Consider the following 22,186-nt stretch of genomic DNA (forward strand, 5'->3'; position numbering starts at 1 on the left):
CGCGAGAGCAACTATACCCAACCTCGCTCCCGAGCGAGACGCACTGCCGTATGACGGTTCTCCGCACCGAGCTTGGTGACGGCCGAGGAGAGGTAGTTCCGTACGGTTCCCGGTGACAGTGCGGCCCGCTCGGCGATCTCCGCGACCGGCGCCCCGTCGGCCGCCAGTTCCAGCACCTCGGCCTCCCGGGCGGTCAGCGGCGAGTCCCCGGCGGAGATCGCGTCGGCGGCCAACTCGGGGTCGACGTAGCGGTTTCCCGCATGCACGGTACGGATGATCTCCGCGAGCCGCTGGGCACTGACCGTCTTCGGGACGAACCCCCGCACACCGGCGGCCAGGGCCCGCTTCAGGTGCCCGGGGCGGCCGTGACCGGTCACGATCAACACCTGGCAGCCGGGCAGTTCGGCCCGCAGTGATGTGGCGACCTTCACACCGTCCGCCCCCGGCATCTGCAGATCCAGTACCGCCACGTCCGGCCGATGGGCCCGCGCCATGGCGAGCGCCTCGGGCCCGGTGGCCGCCTCCGCGACCACCACGAGGTCGTCCTCGAGGCCGAGCAGGGCGGCGAGCGCGCCCCGGATCAGATGCTCGTCGTCGGCGAGCAACAGCCGTACCGGAGAGGTCATGAGGTGACTCCGCTCACATTCGCATCGACCGTACGGCCGGTCAGCGGCACCGAAGCCACCACCCGGAACCCGTCCGCCCCCACCGGCCCCGCCTCCAACGTCCCCTCCACCATCGCGAGCCGTTCCCGCAGCCCGGCGATCCCGGACCCGCCACCCCCGGTGTTGCCGCCGGCCCGCACAGCGACCCCGTCGTTCTCCACCGTCAGCACCACGCGCCCCTCCAGTACCCGCAGGCCCACCGTGCACTGTCCCGCTTCTCCGTGCCGCAGGACGTTGGTGGTCGTCTCCCGCACCACCCAGCCGAGGGCCGACTGCACCTCGGCGGGCAGGCCCGCGGTGTCGCCGGTCACCGTGCAGTCGATGCCCGCCGCCGCCAACACGCCCTGTGCGCCGGCGAGTTCGGTCGCGAGGTCGGCGTCCCGGTAGCCCCGTACGACGGCCCGTACCTCCCGCTGCGACTCCTGGGCGATCCGCTGCACCTCGATCATCTGCTCCACGGCCTCGGGTCGTTCGCGGCGGGCCAGCTGCACGGCCAGTTCGCTCTTGAGGGCGATGACGGCGAGGTTGCGGCCGAGCACGTCGTGCAGATCGCGGCCGAACCGCAGCCGTTCCTCGGCGACGGCGAGCCGGGCACGGGTCTCCCGGGCCTCGTCGAGTTCGTAGACGGCGTTCAGCAGCCAGACGGAGAAGACCGAGGTGGCGGCGAGGCCGCCGCCGCCCATGAACACCGCGACCGCCGTGACCAGCGCGGCGATCCCGGGCACGCCCAGCGGGACGGAGACCACGGCCGCCCCGCACGCGAAGCCCGCGATCAACGCCACCGCCCGCCGCCGGTCGCGGACGCCGAGCGCCGTGGTGCCGGTCCCGAACGCCAGGATCCCCACGAAGACGGTGGCCGCCGCGCTGTGCGTGTCGTCGCCCGGCCCACCGTGCTCGCGCAGCACCAGGGCGGTGACGGCGAAGACGTACGTGGCCGCGCCGAGCGCCCACAGCAGCCGCACCGGCTGCTCCCGGCGGCCCCGCGTCCAGTCCAGCGTCCGGGAGGCGGTCAGCGCGCAGAGCACCGCGTGGACGACGACCATCGTGATCAGCCAGCCGGAGAGCGCCGTCCCCGTCTCCCCGAACACCGGGAGTCCGATCGCGGTGACCTCGATCACCGCGAAGAAGTGGAACGACCAGCGCGTGTACGTCTCGACCTTGGCGGGCGTGGTCTTCGCCCGCCACCAGCCACCTGCCCCGCTCATCCCCGGTCCCGTCCCGTCCTGTCTGTGCCGTTCTGGCCCGTCCGTACTCAGCGCCGGGGTTCCCAGCGGAACCAACGCCGTACAGCAAACACCGCGACCACGGTCCAGGCCAGCGCGGTGAGGACCGCGCCCGTCGCCTGGTAGGCGCCGAGCTCGCCGGTCCAGCCCGCGCGGACCAGCCGGACGGCCGGGGAGAGCGGGAGGAGTTCACAGACCGAGGCGACCCGGTCGGGCAGGACGTCCGTGGGTACGGCGATGCCCGAGCCCAGCATCGAGACGAAGACCAGCGGCAGCGCGGTGACCTGGGCGCTCTCGGTGGTCCGGGTGACAACCGAGGTGAGCGCGGCGAGCGCGGCGCTGAGCAGCAGGCCCAGGAGCAGCCCGAGCAGGGCGAGATACGGCGCCTTCGGCGGGCCGGCGTCGAGGAGCACCGCGCAGCCGACGGCGAGCACCAGCGCCTGGGCCAGCCCCAGACAGAGGGCCGGCAGGGCGGTGCCGGCCAGGATCTCGGCGTCGGCCGCCTCGCCGCCGCGCAGCCGCTTGAGGACGAGCTCCTCGCGGCGGGCCACGTACGCGCTCACCAGGGACGTGTACACGGCGAAGAGGAAGGAGAACCCGGTCGCCGCGGTCAGCATCAGCGTGCCGACGTTCAGCCCGTGGGTCTTCAGGTCGATCTGGTCGATGGCGGGCCGCACACTGAACGGCAGTGCGAGCGGCACCAGCAGTGCGGTGAGCACCGCACCGCGGTTGCGGCCGAGGAGCAGCAACTCGGCGCGGCCGAGCGCACCCAGCCGGCGCCGGGACGCGGCGCGCGCCGCCCGGCGCCGGGCGGTGGCGGGCATCGCGTCCCGGCGCCCGCCGAGGTCCACCGTGCTCATACGACCGCCTCCTTCGCGATGCCCAGGAAGGCCTCCTCCAGCGAGGCCGACCGCACCTCCAGCCGGTCCAGCTCGACCCCGGTCCGCTGGGCCCAGGTCAGCACCCCGGTGGCGGTCCGCTGCACCTCGCGGGTCCGCAGCCGTACGGCCCTGCCGTCGGTCTCGTGACCGCACACGCCCAGGGCGGCGAGCGGCGGCAGGTCGCCCACGAAGTAGCCGAGCGGCAGTTCGAAGGAGATCCGTGCGGGCCGGTCCGCGGTCACCTCGCCCGGTGTTCCGGTGGCCGCGATCCGTCCCTCGTGCAGGATGGCGAGCCGGTCGGCGAGGTCCTCGGCCTCTTCCAGGTAGTGCGTGGTGAGCAGGACGGCCGTTCCGGCGTCGCGCAGGGATCGCACCAACTCCCAGGTGTCCCGGCGTCCTTCGGCGTCGAGGCCGGTCGTCGGCTCGTCCAGGAACAGCACCTCGGGCCGGCCGAGCAGCGCGAGCGCCAGGTCGAGGCGGCGCCGCTCACCGCCGGAGAGCTGCTTGACCCGGACGTCCGCCTTGCCGGCGAGCCCGACCAGGCCGAGCGCCTCGGCCGTGGGCCGGGCTCCGGTCGTACAGCCGGCCCACATCCGGACGGTCTCGCCGACGGTCAGCTCGGACGGGAAGCCGCCCTCCTGGAGCATCACGCCGGTCCGCGGCCGTACGGCGGCCCGCTCCCGGTGCGGATCGTGGCCCAGCACCCGGACCCGGCCCCCGGTCGGCGGTGCGAGGCCCTCCAGCAGTTCGACCGTGGAGGTCTTGCCGGCGCCGTTGGTGCCGAGGAGCGCGAAGATCTCCGCACGGCCCACGGAGAAGGTGATTCCACGGACCGCCTCGAAACCGCCCCCGTAGGCACGCCGGAGGTCTGTGACCTCAATCACGTGTTCGTTGTCTTCGATGGCTTCCATGGAATGAGCGTCCCCGGGGACCGGTCCCGGCAGCAGTGCGTGGTGTCATCACTCCCCATGACAAATGTCAGAGCGCGCGTGACGGGGACCGAAGGCGCACGAAAAAACCCCAGTCGCATGACTGGGGTTTCTCCTACTGGCTGGAGCGGACGACGAGGCTCGAACTCGCGACCTCAACCTTGGCAAGGTTGCGCTCTACCAACTGAGCTACGTCCGCACTGCCCCCGACCGGCTCCCACCGATCGGTGCGAGCACCAGCCTACCTGATCCACAAGCATGACCAGGACCGGCGGTGCAGAGCGGGTGACAGGAATTGCACACTGCGCCTTCCCCCTGGAAGGGGGATGTTCTGCTACTGAACTACACCCGCATGTACTCCGTGGGTTTCGACCTTTCGGCCGCGCCCCTCGGCGTGCTCCAGACATTAGCTGATCAGCAGGGGGGTAGCGCAAGTCGGTTGCCCTCGGGGGCCGGTGACGGTCCCTGAGGGCAACCCGGGCCGCGCCTCACTGCGCGGCGCTGAACGCCTCGTAGACCTTCTTCGGGATGCGACCGCGTGCCGGGACATCCATCTTGTTCGCCTGCGCCCAGGCGCGGACGGCCGCCGGGTCGGGGGCGACCTCCGTCTGCTTGTACGCCTTGCCCGACTTCGACCGCTTGCGGCCGGCCGTCACGTACGGCTCCAGGGCCTTGCGCAGTTCCTTGGCGTTGGCTTGATTCAGATCGATCTCGTACGACTTGCCGTCGAGTCCGAAGGCGATCGTTTCCGCCGCTTCCGAGCCGTCGATGTCGTCAAAGAGAGTGACCACGACCTTCTGCGCCACGAATATCGGTCCCTTCGTGTGGCACGTCTATACAGCTCACCGGCGATGACGCGATGGCGGAGATGACGTGCCGAGTATCGGCTATTGCCAATTCATTTGTACAGTGCCTGGCAATACAAAGTGAAGCCCGACTAAATCCGTCCGCGTGTCCCGGACGCAATAGATGTCATGGGCGAACCCGGGGAACTTTCCCAGAACTTTTCGTGTGGATCCCCCGCTGTCACCCGATCGTGATGCGGCTCACGTAGTTTCCTACAACTCTACCCGCGTAGAAATTTTGTGCGGGTAGTCTGAAGACGCCTGTCGGAGACACCGCCGGGTATCTGCTCAGCAGCCAGCACCACAACACCGGGAGTGCCAGTGGCACGCGTCGTAGTCGACGTCATGCTCAAGCCGGAGATCCTCGACCCCCAGGGCCAGGCGGTCCAGCGTGCGCTGCCGCGCCTGGGTTTCGAAGGCATCTCCGATGTACGTCAGGGAAAGCGATTCGAACTGGAAGTTGACGGGCCCGTCGACGAGGCCACGCTCGCCCGCATCCACGATCTTGCGGAATCCTTCCTCGCCAACACGGTGATCGAGGACTTCACCGTTCGGGTGGATGAAGTCGCGGAGGCGGCCAAGTGACCGCTCGTATTGGCGTCGTCACTTTCCCGGGAAGTCTCGACGACCGGGACACCCAGCGTGCGATCCGGCTCGCGGGTGCCGAACCGGTGGCCCTCTGGCACAAGGACAAGGACCTCCACCAGGTCGACGCGGTGGTCCTCCCCGGTGGTTTCTCCTACGGTGACTATCTGCGGGCCGGTGCCATCTCCCGTTTCTCGCCGGTGATGGAGACCGTCATCGAGCAGGCGAAGGCCGGCCTCCCGGTCCTCGGTATCTGCAACGGCTTCCAGGTCCTCACCGAGGCCCATCTGCTCCCGGGCGCGATGCTCGGCAACAACCACCTCCACTTCATCTGCCGCGACCAGAAGCTGCGGGTGGAGAACGCGGGGACCGCCTGGACCAGCGACTACCGCGAGGGCCAGGAGATCCACATTCCGCTGAAGAACATGGACGGCCGGTACGTCGCCGACGAGTACACGCTCGACAAGCTGGAGGCCGAGGGCCGGGTGGTCTTCCGTTACCTCGACCTCAACCCCAACGGCAGCCTCCGCGACATCGCCGGCATCACCAACGAGGCCGGGAACGTCGTGGGCCTGATGCCGCACCCGGAGCACGCCGTCGAGCCGCTCATCGGCAGCGGCCGCACCGACGGTCTGCCCTTCTTCACGTCGATCCTCAAGAAGCTGGTCAACGCATGAGCCGGACGCCTCTGGACACGGTCGAGCACGCGGCCGCGACCCCCGACGTCGAGCTGCCCTGGGCCGAACTCGGCCTGAAGAAGGACGAGTACGAGCGGGTGGTGGAGATCCTCGGCCGCCGTCCGACCGGCGCCGAACTCGCCATGTACTCGGTCATGTGGTCCGAGCACTGCTCGTACAAGTCCTCCAAGGTCCACCTCCGCCAGTTCGGCGAGAAGGCCCCGCAGAGCGACGCGCTGCTCGTCGGCATCGGTGAGAACGCGGGCGTCGTCGACGTCGGCCAGGGCTACGCGGTCACCTTCAAGGTCGAGTCGCACAACCACCCGTCGTACGTCGAGCCCTACCAGGGCGCCGCGACCGGTGTCGGCGGCATCGTCCGCGACATCATCGCGATGGGCGCCCGCCCGGTGGCCGTGGTCGACCCGCTGCGCTTCGGCGCCGCCGACCACCCCGACACCAAGCGCGTCCTCCCGGGCGTCGTCGCCGGCATCGGCGGCTACGGCAACTGCCTGGGCCTGCCCAACATCGGCGGCGAGGTCGTCTTCGACGCCTGCTACCAGGGCAACCCGCTGGTCAACGCCGGTGCCATCGGTGTGATGCGGCACGAGGACATCCACCTCGCCAAGGCCTCCGGCGCGGGCAACCAGGTCATCCTGTACGGCGCCAGGACCGGCGGCGACGGCATCGGCGGCGCGTCGATCCTGGCCAGCGAGACCTTCGACGACGCGAAGCCCTCCAAGCGCCCCGCCGTCCAGGTCGGCGACCCGTTCCAGGAGAAGCTGCTCATCGAGTGCACGCTCGAAGCCTTCGCCGAGAAGCTGGTCGTCGGCATCCAGGACCTGGGCGCGGCCGGCCTGTCCTGCGCCACCTCCGAGCTGGCCTCGAACGGCTCCGGCGGCATGACCGTCACCCTCGACGACGTACCGCTGCGTGACTCGACCCTCTCGCCCGAGGAAATCCTCATGAGCGAGTCGCAGGAACGCATGTGCGCGGTGGTCGAGCCGGCGAAGGTCGACCGCTTCCTGGAGATCTGCGAGAAGTGGGACGTCATCGCCACGGTCATCGGTGAAGTGACCGACGGCGACCGGCTTGAGATCTTCTGGCACGGCGAGAAGATCGTCGACGTCGACCCGCGCACGGTCGCGCACGACGGCCCGGTCTACGAGCGCCCGTACGCCCGTCCGTCCTGGCAGGACGCCCTCCAGGCGGACGACGCGAACAGGCTGGCCCGGCCGGCCACCGCCGAGGAGCTGAAGGACCAGGTCCTCAGGCTGGTCGGCTCCCCCAACCAGGCCTCCAAGAAGTGGATCACCTCGCAGTACGACCACTTCGTGCAGGGCAACACCGTCCTCGCCCAGCCGGAGGACTCCGGCATGATCCGTGTGGACGAGGAGACCGGCCTCGGTGTCGCCATCGCGACGGACGGCAACGGCCGCTTCGCCAAGCTGGACCCGTACGCGGGCGCGCAGCTGGCGCTGGCCGAGGCCTACCGGAACGTGGCGACGACGGGCGCCAAGCCCCTCGCCGTCTCCGACTGCCTGAACTTCGGTTCGCCGGAGGACCCGGCGGTGATGTGGCAGTTCGCCGAGGCGGTGCGCGGTCTGGCCGACGGCTGTCTGCAGCTGGGCACCCCGGTGACCGGCGGCAACGTCTCGCTCTACAACCAGACCGGCGAGGCGGCCATCCACCCCACCCCGGTGGTCGCCGTCCTCGGCGTGATCGACGACGTCGCCCGGCGCACGCCGGTCGCCTTCCAGGAGGAGGGGCAGCTGCTCTACCTCCTCGGTGACACCCGTGAGGAGTTCGGCGGTTCGGCCTGGTCCCAGGTCGTCCACGACCACCTGGGCGGCCTGCCCCCGAAGGTCGACCTGGAGCGCGAGCGCCTCCTGGCCGAGATCCTGATCTCCGCCTCCCGCGACGGCATGATCGACTCGGCGCACGACCTGTCCGACGGCGGTCTGATCCAGGCGGTCGTGGAATCGGCGCTGCTCGGCGGCAAGGGCGCGCGTCTGGTCGTACCCGACGGGCTCGACGCCTTCACGTTCCTCCTCTCCGAGTCGGCCGGGCGCGCGATCGTCGCGGTGCCGCGCTCGGAGGAGGTCCGCTTCAACGACATGTGCGGCGCGCGCGGCCTGCCGGTGTCCCGCATCGGTGTCGTGGACGGCGAGTCGGTGGAGATCCAGGGCGAGTTCGAGCTCTCGCTGACGGAACTCCGCGAGGCTCACGAGGGCACGATCGAGGCGCTGCTCGCGTAGTCGAGGTCCGGTCGTACGGCCCTGCCCGTTCCTTGCGGACGGGCAGGGCCGTTTTCCATGTACGACGTCCTCGGGCACCTCATCCTTCTGACATGTACTTGCGTGATGTCACCCCGGACGACGTGGCCGCCTATGTCCGCATGCGCTGCGATCCCGTCATGATGAAGGACCTCGGCGGGCCGTTGCCCAGCGACGGCATGAAGGACAAGGTGCGCCGGGACGCCGAGGCGGCGGCGGCCGGTACCTCCTGGATCAAGATGATCGTCCCCGATCCGGGTGCCCCCGAGGTCGTCGCGGGCCATGTGTGCGTCTGGGCGCACGACGAGGACGGGCAGCCGATCTCGGAGATCGGCTGGATGGTCCTCCCCGAGTTCCAGGGCCGCGGCCTCGGCAAGCAGGCCACCCGCGCCCTCCTCCGACAGGCCCGGGACGAGGACCGCTGGGGAGACATCCACGCCTTCCCGGCGACGGCCAACGGCCCCTCGAACGGCATCTGCCGGTCCCTCGGCTTCCGGCTTCTCGGCGAGGTCGACGTCGACTTCGCGGACCGGGTCATCCACAGCAACCACTGGGTGATCACCCCGGCTGCCGACCTCGCCCCCACCACCGGGGTCTGACAAGTGTTCCTTCGTCAGACCGGGGGAATACGCTCACCGCCATGCCTCCCGCCAAGAAGCGCACCAGGACGTACGACCCGGCCAGAACCCGTACGGCGGTCCTCGCCCAGTTCGCGCACGTGCGGGACGCCGTCCGTACGCTCACCCCCGAGCAGCTCGCGCTCCCCACCCGGCTCGGCGAGTGGACCGTACGGGACCTCGTCGCCCATATCGGGATGGCGGTCACCGCCGTCCACCGGGCCCTGGCCGAGCCCGCGCCGGCCGCGGCGGACGCGGCTCCTCTCGACTGGCCCTTCCGGACCGCCGCCAACTCCTCGGCGATCTCCGACTTCACCCGGCGGCTCGCCGACGGCCACCCCGACCTCGACGCCTACCTCGCCGAGGCCGACGACAGCCTCCGCGCCCTGCTCGCCGCCCACCCCGGCACCCGGCTGCTCGCCACCAGCGCCGGCGCGATGTCCCTGGACGACTACCTGGTCACCCGGACCGTCGAACTGGTCGTCCACACCGACGACCTCAACGCGGCCGTCGCGGGACCGGAGGTGCCGTTCGACCGGCAGGCGCTGGCCGCCTGCACCCGGCTGCTCGCCGACGCGCTCGCGGTCAAGGCGCCCGGCGGCTCCACCGAGGTGCGGGTGCCGCCGTACGCCGTGGTGCAGTGCGTCGAAGGCCCCCGGCACACCCGCGGCACCCCGCCGAACGTCGTCGAGACCGATCCGCTCACCTGGATCCGGCTGGCCACCGGACGGCTGGGGTGGCAGGACGCTCTGGCGGACGCCAAGGTCAGCGCCAGCGGGGAGCGGGCGGACATCGGGGCCCTGCTGCCCCTGATGAGCTGAGGGAACCGATCACCCGGGGTGTTCCGTCGAACCGGCATGTACGGGTACAAGCAGCGCACGCAGCGCAGGACCCTGACCATGACGGCGGCCGCCGTGCTCGTCCCGCTCGCGGTGGCCTGCGGCGGTGAGAAAGCCGGTGTCTCCGTGGGATCCCAGCCACCGGTGACGGGGGTCGCGTGGACCGTCGACAGCGTCACCGTGGACGGCACCACCCGGCGCGCCCCGGCCTCTGCCCACGTGAAGATCGACGACGGCAAGGCCGCCGGCAGCTTCGGGTGCAACCAGTTCAGCGCCACGGCGCAGGTCACGGACGACCGGATCCGGCTGAGCAACGCCCGCACCACCCGCATGGCCTGCGACAACGCCCGCATGACCTTCGAGCGCGCCCTCGCCCGCACCCTCACCGCGGGGCCGCTCACCACCCGGGCCGACGGCAGGGAACTCACCCTCACCACGGCCGACGGCGACCGGGTCGAGCTGTCCAGGAAGTGACCTCCGGCGCCCCGAATGATGTGCGACACCTCACTCAGAGATACGGTGTGAGGGGGTTGCGCGGGCGCGGGTCCGCACGAACGTGCCCCGGCTGGAGATTCCTCTCACCGCGTTGACCAGCGGAAATGGAGAAACCCACAACCGCGTCCGGGGTCGTAGATCCATTACGGCCGGGTATCCCCAATTCGGACCAGTGGTCGATCTCGCCTACACTCGGTGCCGTGCCACGTGGTGACGGTCTCCTCAATCACGATCTGCTCCCCGGTGAGAAGGGCCCCCAGGACGCTTGCGGCGTCTTCGGTGTCTGGGCTCCGGGCGAAGAGGTCGCCAAGCTCACGTACTTCGGGCTGTACGCCCTCCAGCATCGGGGCCAGGAATCCGCGGGTATCGCGGTCAGCAACGGCTCCCAGATCCTCGTCTTCAAGGACATGGGGCTGGTCTCCCAGGTCTTCGACGAGACCTCCCTCGGTTCGCTCCAGGGACATATCGCGGTCGGTCACGCCCGCTACTCGACCACCGGTGCCTCCGTGTGGGAGAACGCCCAGCCGACGTTCCGTGCCACCGCGCACGGCTCGATCGCGCTCGGCCACAACGGCAACCTCGTCAACACGGCGCAGCTCGCCGAGATGGTCGCCGACCTCCCCAAGGACACCCACGGCCGGTCCACCCGGGTCGCCGCCACCAACGACACCGACCTGCTCACCGCGCTCCTCGCGGCCCAGGTCGACGCCGACGGCAAGCCGCTGACCATCGAGGAGGCCGCGCACGCGGTCCTTCCGAAGGTCCGGGGCGCCTTCTCCCTCGTCTTCATGGACGAGCACACCCTCTACGCCGCCCGCGACCCGCAGGGCATCCGCCCGCTGGTCCTCGGCCGCCTGGAGCGCGGCTGGGTCATCGCCTCGGAGTCCGCCGCCCTCGACATCTGCGGCGCCAGCTTCGTGCGCGAGATCGAGCCGGGCGAGTTCGTCGCCATCGACGAGAACGGTCTGCGCACCTCGCGATTCGCGGATGCGAAGCCCAAGGGCTGTGTCTTCGAATACGTGTACCTGGCCCGCCCCGACACCGACATCGCCGGCCGGAACGTCTACCTCTCCCGGGTGGAGATGGGCCGGAAGCTGGCCAAGGAAGCCCCGGTCGACGCCGATCTGGTGATAGCGACCCCGGAGTCCGGTACTCCCGCCGCCGTCGGATACGCGGAGGCCTCGGGTATCCCGTTCGGCAACGGTCTGGTCAAGAACGCCTATGTCGGCCGGACCTTCATCCAGCCCTCACAGACCATCCGGCAGCTCGGCATCCGACTGAAGCTGAACCCGCTGAAGGAAGTCATCAGGGGCAAGCGGCTGGTCGTCGTGGACGATTCGATCGTGCGCGGCAACACCCAGCGGGCCCTGGTGCGCATGCTGCGCGAGGCGGGCGCGGCCGAGGTCCACATCCGGATCTCCTCGCCGCCCGTGAAGTGGCCCTGCTTCTTCGGCATCGACTTCGCCACCCGCGCCGAGCTCATCGCCAACGGCATGACCATCGACGAGATCGGCACCTCGCTCGGCGCCGACTCCCTGGCCTACATCTCCATCGACGGCATGATCGAGGCGACCACCATCGCCAAGCCGAACCTCTGCCGTGCCTGCTTCGACGGCGAGTACCCGATGGAGCTCCCGGACCCCGAGCTGCTGGGCAAGCAGCTCCTGGAGACCGAACTGGCCGCCGGTCCGGCAGCCACGGCCGCGGCCGACGCGATCCGTCGCCCGTAAGCCCCGTAGCAACCAACCCGAAAGATCCCAGGCAATGTCTGCTGCAGACAATCAGTCACCTCCGGCGACGGGTGCAGTTCCCGGTGCTTCCTACGCGGCTGCCGGCGTCGACATCGAAGCGGGCGACCGCGCCGTCGAGTTGATGAAGGAGTGGGTGAAGAAGACCCGGCGTCCCGAGGTCCTCGGCGGCATCGGCGGCTTCGCCGGCCTCTTCGACGCCTCCGCCCTCAAGCACTACGAGCGCCCGCTGCTCGCCTCCGCCACGGACGGCGTGGGCACCAAGGTCGACATCGCCCGGCAGCTGGGCGTGTACGACACCATCGGCCACGACCTGGTCGCCATGGTCATGGACGACATCGTGGTGTGCGGCGCGGAGCCGCTCTTCATGACCGACTACATCTGCGTCGGGAAGGTCCACCCCGAGCGGGTCGCCGCGATCGTCAAGGGCATCGCGGAGGGCTGTGTGCTGGCCGGCTGCTCCCTGGTGGGCGGCGAGACCGCGGAGCACCCGGGTCTGCTCGGCGCGGACGACTTCGACGTGGCCGGCGCCGGTACGGGCGTGGTGGAGGCCGACCTGCTGCTCGGCGCGGATCGTATCCGTACGGGTGACGCGGTGATCGCCATGGCGTCCTCCGGGCTTCACTCCAACGGGTACTCCCTGGTCCGGCATGTTCTGCTGAACCAGGCGGGGCTCGCGCTCGACGCGCACGTCGAGGAACTCGGCCGCACGCTCGGAGAGGAGCTGCTGGAGCCGACCAAGATCTACTCGCTGGACTGCCTGGCCCTGATCCGCACCACCGAGGTGCACGCCTTCAGCCATGTGACCGGCGGTGGACTCGCCGCGAACCTGGCCCGGGTCATCCCGGACCACCTGCACGCGACCGTCGACCGGGCCACCTGGACGCCGGGTGCGATCTTCGACCTGGTCGGCCGGACCGGCAAGGTCGAGCGGCTCGAGCTGGAGAAGACGCTCAACATGGGCGTCGGCATGATCGCGATGGTCCCGCAGGAATCGGTGGACGTGGCGCTGGCCACACTGGCCGACCGCGGGGTCGATGCCTGGGTGGCCGGCGAGATCACCGAGCGCGGCGAGCACACCACGGGCGCCGAGCTGGTCGGCGACTACGCGCCGAACTAGCCCCTCCGCGTGCGAGGAGCGGGGTCCGGGGCCGCGCCCTGTGAGACCAGCACAAAACCCGGTCCGGCGTCAGAACCCCGGACCGGGTATGTGAACGGCTAAGCAGCCGCAGGCGTTACGCACCGCGACGATGTTGAGACTGGGGACCGGACTGGTCGTCCTCGTCCTCGTCGTCATCGTTGTAGAGATCCGCGTACTGGGCGTACGGGTCGTCATCCTCGTCATCGTCCTCGAACGGCTCGCCATTCGGCGGCTGGCTCGAAGTCGAAGCGCCCAGCTCGCTGGCCAGACGTGACAGGTCAGTCCCACCGCTGTTGTACTTCAGCTGGCGGGCGACCTTCGTCTGCTTGGCCTTGGCCCGGCCGCGCCCCATGGCTCGACCCCCTCGGTGACGGGGCTCGACGGCCCCAGAGTCTGACACGCGTTCATGATCCGGAACGGACTCTCCTCGGAGAGACCGGTCCGTAGGGCTTCCACGGTACCTGAGCCCGCGCCCATACGGTACGTCGCCCGCACCACGCGCCTGGCTGCACGACCCGCGGGGCGCCCCGTCCCCGCTGGTCAACGACGATTTTAACCACTTCCTGGCGAGCGACCCGCCGACGAACGTGAGAGTTCTCTCCAACTGCCCGCCGGCGGGTACCGGAAATCCGTGCGGAAACCCGGCGTTCGGTCAGCGTGTACCCGCCGTTGCCGCTTCGTGCATCCGCTGTTCGGCGATCCGGTCGGCCGCCGCGGCAGGCGGAATCCCGTCATCCTTCGCACGAGCGAATATGGCCAGCGTGGTGTCGAAGATCTTCGCCGCCTTGGCCTTGCACCGGTCGAAGTCGAACCCGTGCAGCTCGTCGGCGACCTGGATGACCCCGCCGGCGTTCACCACGTAGTCCGGCGCGTAGAGGATCCCGCGGTCGGCGAGGTCCTTCTCGACGCCGGGGTGGGCGAGCTGGTTGTTGGCCGCGCCGCACACCACCTTGGCGGTCAGCGCCGGCACCGACGTGTCGCTGAGGGCGCCGCCGAGCGCGCAGGGCGCGTAGATGTCGAGGCCCTCGACCCGGATCAGGGCCTCGGTGTCGGCGGCGACCTGGACCTGGGCGTGCCGGTCGGAGATCCGGCCGACGGCCTCCCGGCGCACGTCGGTGATCACCACCCGGGCGCCTTCCTCCAGCAGGTGCTCCACCAGGTGGTGGCCGACCTTGCCGACGCCCGCGATGCCGACGGTGCGGCCCCGCAGCGACGGGTCGCCCCAAAGGTGCTGGGCACTGGCCCGCATGCCCTGGTAGACGCCGTACGCGGTGAGCACGGAGGAGTCGCCGGCGCCGCCGTTCTGCGGGGAGCGCCCGGTGGTCCACCGGCACTCGCGCGCCACGACGTCCATGTCGGCGACATAGGTACCGACGTCGCAGGCGGTGACGTAGCGGCCGCCGAGCGAGGCCACGAACCGCCCGTAGGCGAGCAGCAGCTCCTCGGTCTTGTCGCGGTCGGGGTCGCCGATGATCACGGCCTTGCCGCCGCCGTGGTCCAGACCGGCCATGGCGTTCTTGTACGACATCCCGCGCGCGAGGTTGAGGGCGTCGGCGACGGCCTCCTCCTCGTTGGCGTACGGGTAGAAGCGGGTGCCGCCGAGGGCGGGGCCCAGCGCGGTGGAGTGGATGGCGATGACGGCCTTGAGGCCGCTCTTGCGGTCCTGGCAGAGCACGACTTGCTCGTGACCGCCCTGGTCCGAGTGGAACAGGGTGTGCAGGACGCCGGTGGAAACGTCGGTCACTGTGGTGACTCCCGGTTGTGTTCGCGGCGAGTGGAAGCGGGGGCTCCCGTACGGGTGGCGGGAGCCTGGCATGAGCGTAGAGCTATTGCCCGCCCACCATCCGCGCCGTGTTCAGGATCACTCTCCCGCGCCGTGTGCGCACGTATGAGCGTGGGACGATTTGCTGTGGTTTCGCGGCTGCTCCGTAGTGGCTTCCGCTGGTTTCGAGCCCGGTCCGATGGGGAGGGAGCAGGCGTGCCCAAGGTGTCCTCGGTGGTCGTCCCCTACGCGACGTACCTGCGTGTGTACGAGCCGCTGGCCGCCTTCCCGGAGCCCGAGCGCGGCCACTGGACGCGCTACGCCCGCCGCTCCGACCGGCCCTCGTATCAGGACGAACTCCGGCGCGCACTGGCCGACTTGCTGCCCACCCCGCCGATCCCGGTGCCGGTGCAGGAGAGCGCCGACGCCTTCGTCCTGGAGGTCGACGGTGTCGTGTGCGTGTGCCCGTGGCGGACCCGGCTGCGCGGCTGGCAGGCCCTGCAGGAGCTGCCCGACGAACTGCCGAACACGGTCCTGGACGCGATGCTGCCCCCGGTCGTCCGCCGACAGGCCGCGATGGACTACGAGCGGTGGCTGGCCCGCAACCCCGACTCCCGGCCCTGGATCCGGACGGCGACCTGGCAGGTGCCGCTGAACTGGTTCGTGCTGGTCTCCGACGAGGAGCGCCGGTACGAGAAGGGCACCGGCGAGATCCCGCCGATGCTGCGCTACCGCACGCCGATGGTGCAGGCCCGGCGCCGGGTGGCCCGGGCGCTGCGCACGCTCAAGGACACCATCGACGAAGGGCCGCTGATCGACGGCCTGGTGGACGTCGGACGCTGGCTGGAGGAGTTCCATCCCCGCTCGCTGGTCGAGCTGGACTACGGCGGCCTGGTGCACGCCGTTCCGGCCGGCGCCCTGGAGGACGACCATTCGGCGGCCGACGTGGCGGCCGGCATCGAGGCGCTGCGGCAGGGCGACGGGGCCGCGGCCGGGGAGGCGTACGGGCGGCTGGTGGAGCGCTGGCGGGCGGTACGGGACCGGCGGTCCGCGAACTGAGCACGGTTGCCGACTGCTCCGTACTGAGTGTCAGGTCATCTGATGGTGTGACAGTCGGATGACACCTCGGTGACGTATGGGTGCTGAGTGATGTAGGTCACGGCCCAGATGCCATGAAACAACGTACGTTGACGGCACTTCAGTGAACGCACGGGACGTTGGTCCCGATCCGGGCTTTTGCGTCAAGGGTGACGGACCGCACTTACACGGCTCTTGCGCCTCTTGCCACTCCTCGTGCCAAAATAGGACAAGGAGTCCGGGGAGGGCTCCTTCCGTCCACTTGTGGTGCACTGTGGGCGGAATCTCAGCATTGCACTCGCTTTGGGGGGTCTGACGACTCCTGATCGCCATGTGACTGATCGTCACAGTGGCGTGACTGTCCGCTATGGCATGGTCCATCGGCTTCCGCGGCTGATGACTACCTGGGAGGGCAATTCCATCGGTTTGGCCGACGCGGCTGGACGGATGGTGTAGTTGTAGTGCCGAGGACAAGCCGTTCGTCCTATAACCGACTCGACTCGCGTCCGCCATTTCGGGCAACGCGGGTCAAGGTGCAGAATTTAGAGGAAAGAACCGAGAAGGTTCGGTTCTCCCGAGGAGGCCGCTCATGACCGCTCGCACCCCTGATGCCGAGCCGCTGCTGACCCCGGCTGAGGTCGCCACGATGTTCCGCGTCGACCCCAAGACGGTCACGCGGTGGGCGAAGGCCGGCAAGCTCACGTCGATCCGCACGCTGGGCGGACACCGACGCTACCGCGAGGCTGAGGTCCGCGCGCTGCTCGCGGGTATCCCGCAGCAGCGCAGCGAGGCCTGACCAACTGAATAGCGGGCAAACCGACCGGTCCCCCAACTGGCCGAGATGCTCGCAAACCCTAGCTCCGAGCGACGCGGGACCTGCCCCAACAGGGCCCACGCCCAAGCCGACAGAACTTCTCAGGCAGCGACACAGGGTGCGTCGTAGATCGCGCTGGACTCCGCCGGGTTCAGCGCGATCTTTTTTGTGCGTCCATGGGGCCCGATCGACCATGACCGGCGACTCTGTGAGCAGCCTTGTCGGAGTCTGGGGAGGCCTGTCGGATCTGCTGTGAACGCGCGCGGAGAGCGGGCGGGAGCGGGTCCGGGGGGAGCTCGCGGGCGTGCCGCGGGAGGTGTCTCAGGGTGGTGCAATTGCACATATTAAATTGACTTGTTGTAGGCGGGGTGTAAGTACCGTTGTTTCAGGAACTTATGCGGTGACTCCCGTCACATACCGCACGGGTTGTTTGTACTGCCCCGGGTGCGCTAATGGAGCCGGAGGCTCCACCGTCCCACAGGGGAACGGCCGTTGGGGCCGGCACCGCTCAGGCGCCGACGGGGTCTTCGTCCTCCGTGGCTTCCTCGGGGGCCTCCGCGGCGCACGGGGCGGAGGCCATGGCCAGCCGCAGCAGCCGATGGCAGACCGGGCAGTGGCGGGTCAGGTGCCGGTACGACGAGGCGGCCGCCAGGTGGGCCCGCAACAGGGCTCGCGTCTCATGCCGCACCGAAGCCGCCATGCGCCACCTCCAGAAGGGGTCCGAGGGGAAGCGAGCCCTGTCTTCTGGGTACCGACCGAATGTGACCCCGTCAAGAGCGCACCCTCCGCACCCGGCCAACGTCGAGGAGGGCGGTCCTGGCGGGATTTGCCGCATCCGATCGCGGCCGCGCCGCGGGCGCGGCCTCCGCTGCGACGGGTTGACGTGCGAGAGGCCCGCATCCCTTGAAGGGTTGCGGGCCTCTCGCTTGTGCGGTCCTGACGGGATTTGAACCCGCGGCCTCCACCTTGACAGGGTGGCGAGCACTCCAAACTGCTCCACAGGACCAGGTTTTGCGGCACTTTGTCTTCGCTGTGCTGCGAGAAGGACTGTACAGGAGGGTGAGGGTCCTGGTCGAACTCACGCAGCGTGCCCGGTCGGTTACGGTAGTGCGGAGTCGATCGCCTTCACGATCCGCTTGTCGGAGATCGGATACGCCGTGCCCAGCGCGTGCGCGAAGTAGCTGACCCGCAGCTCCTCCAGCATCCAGCGGATGTCCAGCACCTGCTGCGGCACCGGCCGCCCCTTGGGGAGCTGCTCCAGGAGCCAGGCGTACTCGTCCTGCATCTCGTGGACCTTCTCCATCCGGGTGGTGTCCCGCTGGACGTTGGTCGGCATCTGCTGGAGGCGCCGGTCGGCGGCCACCAGGTAGCGCATGAGGTCGGGGAGCCGTCGTATACCGGCCCACGTCACGAAGCCCGGCTTCACCAGGGCGTCCAGCTGCTTGCGGACGTCCGTCAGGTTTGCCAGCAGCGCGGGGCTCCCCACGGCCTTCAGACGGCGCTCACAGGCCTGCCAGGCGGCCAGTACCTGCTGCACCTGACCGACCGTACGGACCGTCGTGTCGACGATCTCGGCGCGCACCTTGTCGTACAGCTTCCGGTACGACTCCTCGTCCCACACCGGCCCCCCGAAGTCGGCGATCAGCTTGTCCGCCGCCGCCATCGCGCAGTCGTCGAACAGGGCCTGGATCGTGCCGTGCGGGTTGGCGGACAGTGCCAGCTTCTGGGCGTTGGTGAGCTTCTCCGAGGCGAACTTCGCGGGATTGACCGGGATGTTGCGGAGGATCAGCCTGCGCGTGCCCTTCCACATCGCCTCGGCCTGCTCCTCCTCGGTGTCGAAGAGGCGGACCGAGACCGTGTCGCCGTCGTCGACGAGCGCCGGATACGCCTTCACCGGCTGGCCGGCCCGGCGGGTCTCGAAGACGCGCGTGAGGGAGCCGATCGACCAGTCCGTGAGGCCAGTGCGCTCCAGCGACTCGCCGCCCTCGCGCTCCGCGGTGGCCGCGGCGGCCTGCGAGATGGCCTGGCGGGCCTTCGGCTTCAGCCGGAGCTTCAGCGCCTCCAGGTCCTTGTCCTCGGCCAGCTTCCGGCGCCGTTCGTCGACGATCCTGAAGGTGATCTTCAGATGGTCCGGGACCTTCGCCCAGTCGAAGTCCTCGGCCTCGAAGGGCACCCCGACCATCCGCTTCAGCTCGCGGGCCATGGTCGTGGCCAGGGGCTCCTGGAGGGGGACCGCCGTGTCCAGGAAGCGCTTGGCGAAGTTCGGTGCCGGGACGTAGTTGCGGCGGATCGGCTTGGGCAGGGACCGGATCAGTTCCGTGACGACCTCTTCCCTGAGGCCCGGGATCTGCCAGTCGAAGCCCTCGTCCCTGACCTGGTTGAGGACCTGGAGCGGGATGTGCAGGGTCACACCGTCGGCGTCCGCGCCCGGCTCGAACTGGTACGTCACCCGGAACTTGAGCTGCCCCTGCTGCCAGGAGTCCGGATAGTCGGCCTTGGTGACCGCCTCCGCCGACTCCCGGATGAGCATCTCGCGCTCGAAGTCGAGGTACTCCGGCTGCTCCTGGCGCTTGTGCTTCCACCAGGAGTCGAAGTGTGCGCCGGAGACGACGTGTTCGGGCACCCGCTGCTCGTAGAAGTCGAAGAGCGTGTCGTCGTCCACGACGATGTCCCGGCGCCGGGCCCGGTGCTCCAGCTCCTCGACCTCGCTGAGGAGTCTTCGGTTGTCCGCGAAGAACTTGTGGTGGGTCCGCCAGTCGCCCTCGACCAGCGCGTTGCGAATGAAAAGCTCGCGGCTGGTCTCGGGGTCGATCCGGCCGTAGTTGACCTTCCGCTGGGCGATGATCGGCACGCCGTACAGCGTGACCTTCTCGAACGCCAGCACGGCCGCCTGGTCCTTCTCCCAGTGCGGTTCGCTGTAGGTCCGCTTGAGGAGGTGCTCGGCGAGGGGTTCGACCCATTCGGGCTCGATCTTGGCGTTGACCCGGGCCCAGAGGCGCGAGGTCTCCACCAGCTCGGCCGACATCACAAACCGGGGAGTCTTTTTGAAGAGCGCCGAGCCGGGGAAGATCGCGAACTTGGCGCTGCGGGCGCCGAGGTACTCGTTCTTCGCGCCGTCCTTCACGTCCTTCATGCCGATGTGCGAGAGCAGACCCGCGAGCAGCGAGACATGGACGCGGTCGCCGGGGGCGTCCTCCTCGTTGAGGTGGATGCCCATCTGCTTGGCGACCGTGCGCAGCTGGGTGTAGATGTCCTGCCACTCCCGGATGCGCAGGAAGTTCAGGAACTCCTGCTTGCACATCCGCCGGAAGGACGACGAGCCGCGTTCGCGCTGCTGTTCGCGGATGTACTTCCAGAGGTTGAGGAAGGCGAGGAAGTCGCTGGTCTCGTCGCGGAAGCGGGCGTGCTGCTGGTCTGCCTGGGTCTGCTTGTCGGCAGGGCGTTCGCGCGGATCCTGGATGGAGAGCGCGGCGGCGATGACCATGACCTCACGGACGCAGCCGTTCTTGTCGGCCTCCAGGACCATGCGTGCCAGGCGCGGGTCGACGGGCAGCTGGGCGAGCTTGCGGCCGGAGTCGGTGAGCCGCTTGCGGGTGTCCTTCTCGTCCGGGTTCAGGGCGCCCAGTTCCTGGAGCAGCTGCACACCGTCGCGGATGTTGCGGTGGTCCGGCGGGTCGATGAAGGGGAACTTCTCGATGTCGCCGAGGCCGGCCGCGGTCATCTGCAGGATGACGGAGGCGAGGTTGGTCCGCAGGATCTCGGCGTCGGTGAACTCCGGGCGGGCGAGGAAGTCGTCCTCGTCGTACAGCCGGATGCAGACACCGTCACTGGTACGGCCACAGCGGCCCTTGCGCTGGTTGGCGCTGGCCTGGCTGATCGGCTCGATGGGCAGCCGCTGCACCTTGGTGCGGTGGCTGTAGCGGCTGATCCGGGCGAAGCCGGGGTCGATGACGTACTTGATGCCCGGGACGGTCAGCGAGGTCTCGGCGACGTTGGTCGCCAGAACGATCCTGCGACCGGTGTGCGGCTGGAAGACGCGGTGCTGCTCGGCGTGCGAGAGCCGGGCGTACAGCGGCAGCACCTCGGTGAACCGGTAGTTCTTCTTCTCCAGTGCGTCCGCGGTGTCCCGGATCTCCCGCTCGCCGGAGAGGAAGACCAGGATGTCGCCCTTGCCCTCGGTCTGGAGCTCCTCGACCGCGTCGCAGATCGCGGTGATCTGGTCCCGGTCGGCGTCCTCGGCGTCCTCTTCGAGGAGCGGCCGGTAACGCACCTCCACGGGGTACGTCCGGCCGCTGACCTCGACGATCGGGGCGTCTCCGAAGTGCCGGGAGAACCGCTCGGGGTCGATGGTCGCGGAGGTGATGACCACCTTCAGGTCCGGCCGCTTGGGCAGCAGCTGGGCCAGGTAGCCGAGCAGGAAGTCGATGTTGAGGGACCGCTCGTGGGCCTCGTCGATGATGATCGTGTCGTAGGCGCGCAGCTCGCGGTCGGTCTGGATCTCGGCGAGCAGGATGCCGTCCGTCATCAGCTTGACGAAGGTGGCGTCCGGGTTCACCTGGTCGGTGAAGCGGACCTTCCAGCCGACGGCCTCCCCGAGGGGCGTGCGCAGCTCCTCGGCGACCCGCTCGGCGACGGTGCGGGCGGCGATCCGGCGGGGCTGGGTGTGACCGATCATTCCCCGGACACCGCGCCCGAGTTCCAGACAGATCTTCGGGATCTGGGTGGTCTTCCCGGACCCGGTCTCACCGGCGACGATCACGACCTGGTGATCGCGTATCGCCTCCGCGATCTCGTCCTTCTTCTGACTGACGGGCAGCTGCTCGGGGTACGACACGGCGGGCACGACAGCGCGTCGGCCGGCCATCCGTTCCTCGGCCCTGGCCACCTCGGCCTCGATCTCCGCGAGGACGGCGGCCCGGGCCTCCGGCTTACGGATCTTGCGTGCACCTTCCAGCCTGCGCCCGAGCCGGTGCGCGTCGCGCAGCGAAAGCTCGGTCAGGCGGGGGGCGAGAGCGCCGAGGGCGGGGGCGGGATGCGTAGACATACGCGGTCCAGGATCTCACCTCGGGGAAATTCATGGCGAACGCTTTTGCCTCCGGCGGTTCGGCCGGGGTTCGGCTACTGGCCGCGCTGGGCGGGAGGGGCGCCGGCCGGGGTGGGACCGGCGTCGGCCGTGGAGGTCGCCGGGGTGGTGGAAGGGGCCGTGGTGGCCGGGTCCGGGGCGGCGGACGTGACCGGTGCTGCCGGGGCCGCGGAAGCGGCGGGGGCCGGAGCGGCGGGGGCCGGAGCGGCGGGGGCCTGGGTGGCCGCGGCTTGGGTGGCCGCGGCTTGGGTGGCCGCGGCTTGGGCCGCCGTGGACGATGCGATCGACTGCGCCGTGTTCGATACGGCCTTGATCCCCAGGTATGCCGTGGTCATGCTGCTCACCGCCGTGAAGGCCGCGGTCAGGACGCCGATGATCACGGATTCGTTGCCGTTGAGCCGCCAGACGCCGAAGACCGCGACCGAGGCGATCGCGAGGTTGCTGACGACGACGGCGAGGAGGCCGTATCGCGCACGGTCCTTCTCCAGCTGTATGTCCTGATCCCGGCTCATCTTCCCCACCCTGGTGACGT

At 69.5% G+C, this 22,186-nt stretch carries 19 protein-coding genes, 3 tRNA genes and 1 pseudogene; 10 read left to right on the forward strand and 13 right to left on the reverse strand.

What is annotated here, in order from left to right; genetic code table 11:
- Positions 1 to 11 precede the first annotated feature (11 nt).
- The 7 genes from ABZ642_RS12125 to ABZ642_RS12155 form a co-directional block, all read right to left on the reverse strand.
- The gene (locus ABZ642_RS12125; protein ID WP_351744512.1) at positions 12 to 626 is read right to left on the reverse strand and encodes a response regulator transcription factor; all 615 of its coding nucleotides are present in this window, start codon (positions 624 to 626) and stop codon (positions 12 to 14) included.
- Positions 623 to 1,870 (reverse strand): histidine kinase, encoded by a 1,248-nt coding sequence (locus tag ABZ642_RS12130; RefSeq protein ID WP_360481150.1) that lies wholly within the window; start codon positions 1,868 to 1,870, stop codon positions 623 to 625. The genes ABZ642_RS12125 and ABZ642_RS12130 overlap by 4 nt, the downstream gene beginning before the upstream one ends.
- Before the next feature lie 47 nt (positions 1,871 to 1,917).
- Positions 1,918 to 2,712 (reverse strand): ABC transporter permease, encoded by a 795-nt coding sequence (locus ABZ642_RS12135; protein ID WP_360481341.1) that lies wholly within the window; start codon positions 2,710 to 2,712, stop codon positions 1,918 to 1,920.
- Between the two features lie 32 nt (positions 2,713 to 2,744).
- Entirely contained in the window at positions 2,745 to 3,680 is a 936-nt protein-coding gene (locus ABZ642_RS12140) for an ABC transporter ATP-binding protein (protein WP_360481153.1), read from the reverse strand.
- Positions 3,681 to 3,821: 141 nt separating this feature from the next.
- Positions 3,822 to 3,897 (reverse strand) — tRNA-Gly (locus tag ABZ642_RS12145).
- 81 nt (positions 3,898 to 3,978) lie between these two features.
- Positions 3,979 to 4,050 (reverse strand) — tRNA-Gly (locus ABZ642_RS12150).
- Between the two features lie 136 nt (positions 4,051 to 4,186).
- The gene (locus ABZ642_RS12155) at positions 4,187 to 4,504 is read right to left on the reverse strand and encodes an Lsr2 family protein (protein ID WP_351695523.1); all 318 of its coding nucleotides are present in this window, start codon (positions 4,502 to 4,504) and stop codon (positions 4,187 to 4,189) included.
- Positions 4,505 to 4,864: 360 nt separating this feature from the next.
- Here ABZ642_RS12155 and purS point away from each other — a divergent pair, with 360 nt between their 5' ends.
- The 8 genes from purS to purM all read left to right on the forward strand — a co-directional run bounded on the left by purS (position 4,865) and on the right by purM (position 12,897).
- On the forward strand, positions 4,865 to 5,128 hold the full coding sequence (gene purS / locus ABZ642_RS12160; RefSeq protein ID WP_360481157.1) for a phosphoribosylformylglycinamidine synthase subunit PurS: 264 nt from the start codon (positions 4,865 to 4,867) through the stop codon (positions 5,126 to 5,128).
- Positions 5,125 to 5,805: a phosphoribosylformylglycinamidine synthase subunit PurQ gene (gene purQ / locus ABZ642_RS12165; protein ID WP_360481160.1), complete on the forward strand. Its 681-nt coding sequence runs from the start codon at positions 5,125 to 5,127 to the stop codon at positions 5,803 to 5,805. Before purS ends, purQ begins: the two co-directional genes overlap by 4 nt.
- Complete coding sequence (gene purL, locus ABZ642_RS12170; protein ID WP_360481163.1) at positions 5,802 to 8,060, forward strand: phosphoribosylformylglycinamidine synthase subunit PurL; 2,259 nt, start codon at positions 5,802 to 5,804, stop codon at positions 8,058 to 8,060. The genes purQ and purL overlap by 4 nt, the downstream gene beginning before the upstream one ends.
- Positions 8,061 to 8,152: 92 nt before the next feature.
- Positions 8,153 to 8,677 carry a GNAT family N-acetyltransferase gene (locus tag ABZ642_RS12175; protein WP_360481165.1) on the forward strand — a complete coding sequence of 175 codons (525 nt, stop codon included), beginning with the start codon at positions 8,153 to 8,155 and terminating at the stop codon, positions 8,675 to 8,677.
- Between the two features lie 41 nt (positions 8,678 to 8,718).
- The gene (locus tag ABZ642_RS12180; RefSeq protein WP_360481168.1) at positions 8,719 to 9,516 is read left to right on the forward strand and encodes a sterol carrier family protein; all 798 of its coding nucleotides are present in this window, start codon (positions 8,719 to 8,721) and stop codon (positions 9,514 to 9,516) included.
- 18 nt (positions 9,517 to 9,534) lie between these two features.
- Positions 9,535 to 10,008, forward strand: coding sequence for an META domain-containing protein (locus ABZ642_RS12185; RefSeq protein ID WP_360481171.1), 474 nt, complete (start codon positions 9,535 to 9,537; stop codon positions 10,006 to 10,008).
- Positions 10,009 to 10,229: 221 nt separating this feature from the next.
- A complete protein-coding gene (gene purF, locus ABZ642_RS12190; protein WP_360481173.1) occupies positions 10,230 to 11,759 on the forward strand; it encodes an amidophosphoribosyltransferase in 1,530 nt (509 codons plus the stop codon).
- A gap of 34 nt (positions 11,760 to 11,793) precedes the next feature.
- Complete coding sequence (gene purM, locus ABZ642_RS12195) at positions 11,794 to 12,897, forward strand: phosphoribosylformylglycinamidine cyclo-ligase (protein ID WP_360481176.1); 1,104 nt, start codon at positions 11,794 to 11,796, stop codon at positions 12,895 to 12,897.
- Positions 12,898 to 13,012: 115 nt separating this feature from the next.
- Here purM and ABZ642_RS12200 read toward each other — a convergent pair whose 3' ends face one another.
- Together ABZ642_RS12200 and ABZ642_RS12205 are read right to left on the reverse strand one after the other, a co-directional pair.
- Positions 13,013 to 13,270: a DUF3073 domain-containing protein gene (locus ABZ642_RS12200; RefSeq protein WP_360481178.1), complete on the reverse strand. Its 258-nt coding sequence runs from the start codon at positions 13,268 to 13,270 to the stop codon at positions 13,013 to 13,015.
- A 300-nt stretch (positions 13,271 to 13,570) separates the two neighbouring features.
- On the reverse strand, positions 13,571 to 14,662 hold the full coding sequence (locus tag ABZ642_RS12205) for a Glu/Leu/Phe/Val dehydrogenase dimerization domain-containing protein (protein WP_360481181.1): 1,092 nt from the start codon (positions 14,660 to 14,662) through the stop codon (positions 13,571 to 13,573).
- 234 nt (positions 14,663 to 14,896) lie between these two features.
- Here ABZ642_RS12205 and ABZ642_RS12210 point away from each other — a divergent pair, with 234 nt between their 5' ends.
- Entirely contained in the window at positions 14,897 to 15,739 is an 843-nt protein-coding gene (locus ABZ642_RS12210; protein ID WP_360481184.1) for a hypothetical protein, read from the forward strand.
- 607 nt (positions 15,740 to 16,346) lie between these two features.
- Positions 16,347 to 16,553 (forward strand): developmental transcriptional regulator BldC, encoded by a 207-nt coding sequence (gene bldC / locus ABZ642_RS12215; protein WP_003949541.1) that lies wholly within the window; start codon positions 16,347 to 16,349, stop codon positions 16,551 to 16,553.
- A 526-nt stretch (positions 16,554 to 17,079) separates the two neighbouring features.
- On the opposite strand, the gene ABZ642_RS12220 is transcribed toward bldC, so the two are convergent.
- From ABZ642_RS12220 to ABZ642_RS12235, 4 genes and pseudogenes are all read right to left on the reverse strand, one after another.
- Positions 17,080 to 17,271 (reverse strand): DUF6274 family protein, encoded by a 192-nt coding sequence (locus tag ABZ642_RS12220; RefSeq protein WP_360481187.1) that lies wholly within the window; start codon positions 17,269 to 17,271, stop codon positions 17,080 to 17,082.
- A gap of 231 nt (positions 17,272 to 17,502) precedes the next feature.
- A tRNA-Asp gene (locus ABZ642_RS12225) sits at positions 17,503 to 17,577 on the reverse strand.
- A gap of 93 nt (positions 17,578 to 17,670) precedes the next feature.
- A complete protein-coding gene (gene hrpA, locus ABZ642_RS12230; protein WP_360481190.1) occupies positions 17,671 to 21,615 on the reverse strand; it encodes an ATP-dependent RNA helicase HrpA in 3,945 nt (1,314 codons plus the stop codon).
- A 317-nt stretch (positions 21,616 to 21,932) separates the two neighbouring features.
- A pseudogene (locus tag ABZ642_RS12235) lies at positions 21,933 to 22,166 on the reverse strand (hypothetical protein); the annotation flags it as partial.
- Between the last annotated feature and the right edge of the window lie 20 nt (positions 22,167 to 22,186).

Source organism: Streptomyces sp. NPDC007157 (assembly GCF_040634235.1).
Classification (GTDB): domain Bacteria; phylum Actinomycetota; class Actinomycetes; order Streptomycetales; family Streptomycetaceae; genus Streptomyces.

Coding starts and splice junctions, on each gene's coding strand:
- ABZ642_RS12125 (WP_351744512.1), bottom strand. CDS start 626: ATGACCTCTCCGGTACGGCTGTTGCTCGCCGACGACGAGCATCTGATC.
- ABZ642_RS12130 (WP_360481150.1), bottom strand. CDS start 1,870: ATGAGCGGGGCAGGTGGCTGGTGGCGGGCGAAGACCACGCCCGCCAAG.
- ABZ642_RS12135 (WP_360481341.1), bottom strand. CDS start 2,712: ATGCCCGCCACCGCCCGGCGCCGGGCGGCGCGCGCCGCGTCCCGGCGC.
- ABZ642_RS12140 (WP_360481153.1), bottom strand. CDS start 3,680: ATGGAAGCCATCGAAGACAACGAACACGTGATTGAGGTCACAGACCTC.
- purL (WP_360481163.1), top strand. CDS start 5,802: ATGAGCCGGACGCCTCTGGACACGGTCGAGCACGCGGCCGCGACCCCC.
- ABZ642_RS12175 (WP_360481165.1), top strand. CDS start 8,153: ATGTACTTGCGTGATGTCACCCCGGACGACGTGGCCGCCTATGTCCGC.
- ABZ642_RS12180 (WP_360481168.1), top strand. CDS start 8,719: ATGCCTCCCGCCAAGAAGCGCACCAGGACGTACGACCCGGCCAGAACC.
- purM (WP_360481176.1), top strand. CDS start 11,794: ATGTCTGCTGCAGACAATCAGTCACCTCCGGCGACGGGTGCAGTTCCC.
- ABZ642_RS12200 (WP_360481178.1), bottom strand. CDS start 13,270: ATGGGGCGCGGCCGGGCCAAGGCCAAGCAGACGAAGGTCGCCCGCCAG.
- bldC (WP_003949541.1), top strand. CDS start 16,347: ATGACCGCTCGCACCCCTGATGCCGAGCCGCTGCTGACCCCGGCTGAG.
- ABZ642_RS12220 (WP_360481187.1), bottom strand. CDS start 17,271: ATGGCGGCTTCGGTGCGGCATGAGACGCGAGCCCTGTTGCGGGCCCAC.
- hrpA (WP_360481190.1), bottom strand. CDS start 21,615: ATGTCTACGCATCCCGCCCCCGCCCTCGGCGCTCTCGCCCCCCGCCTG.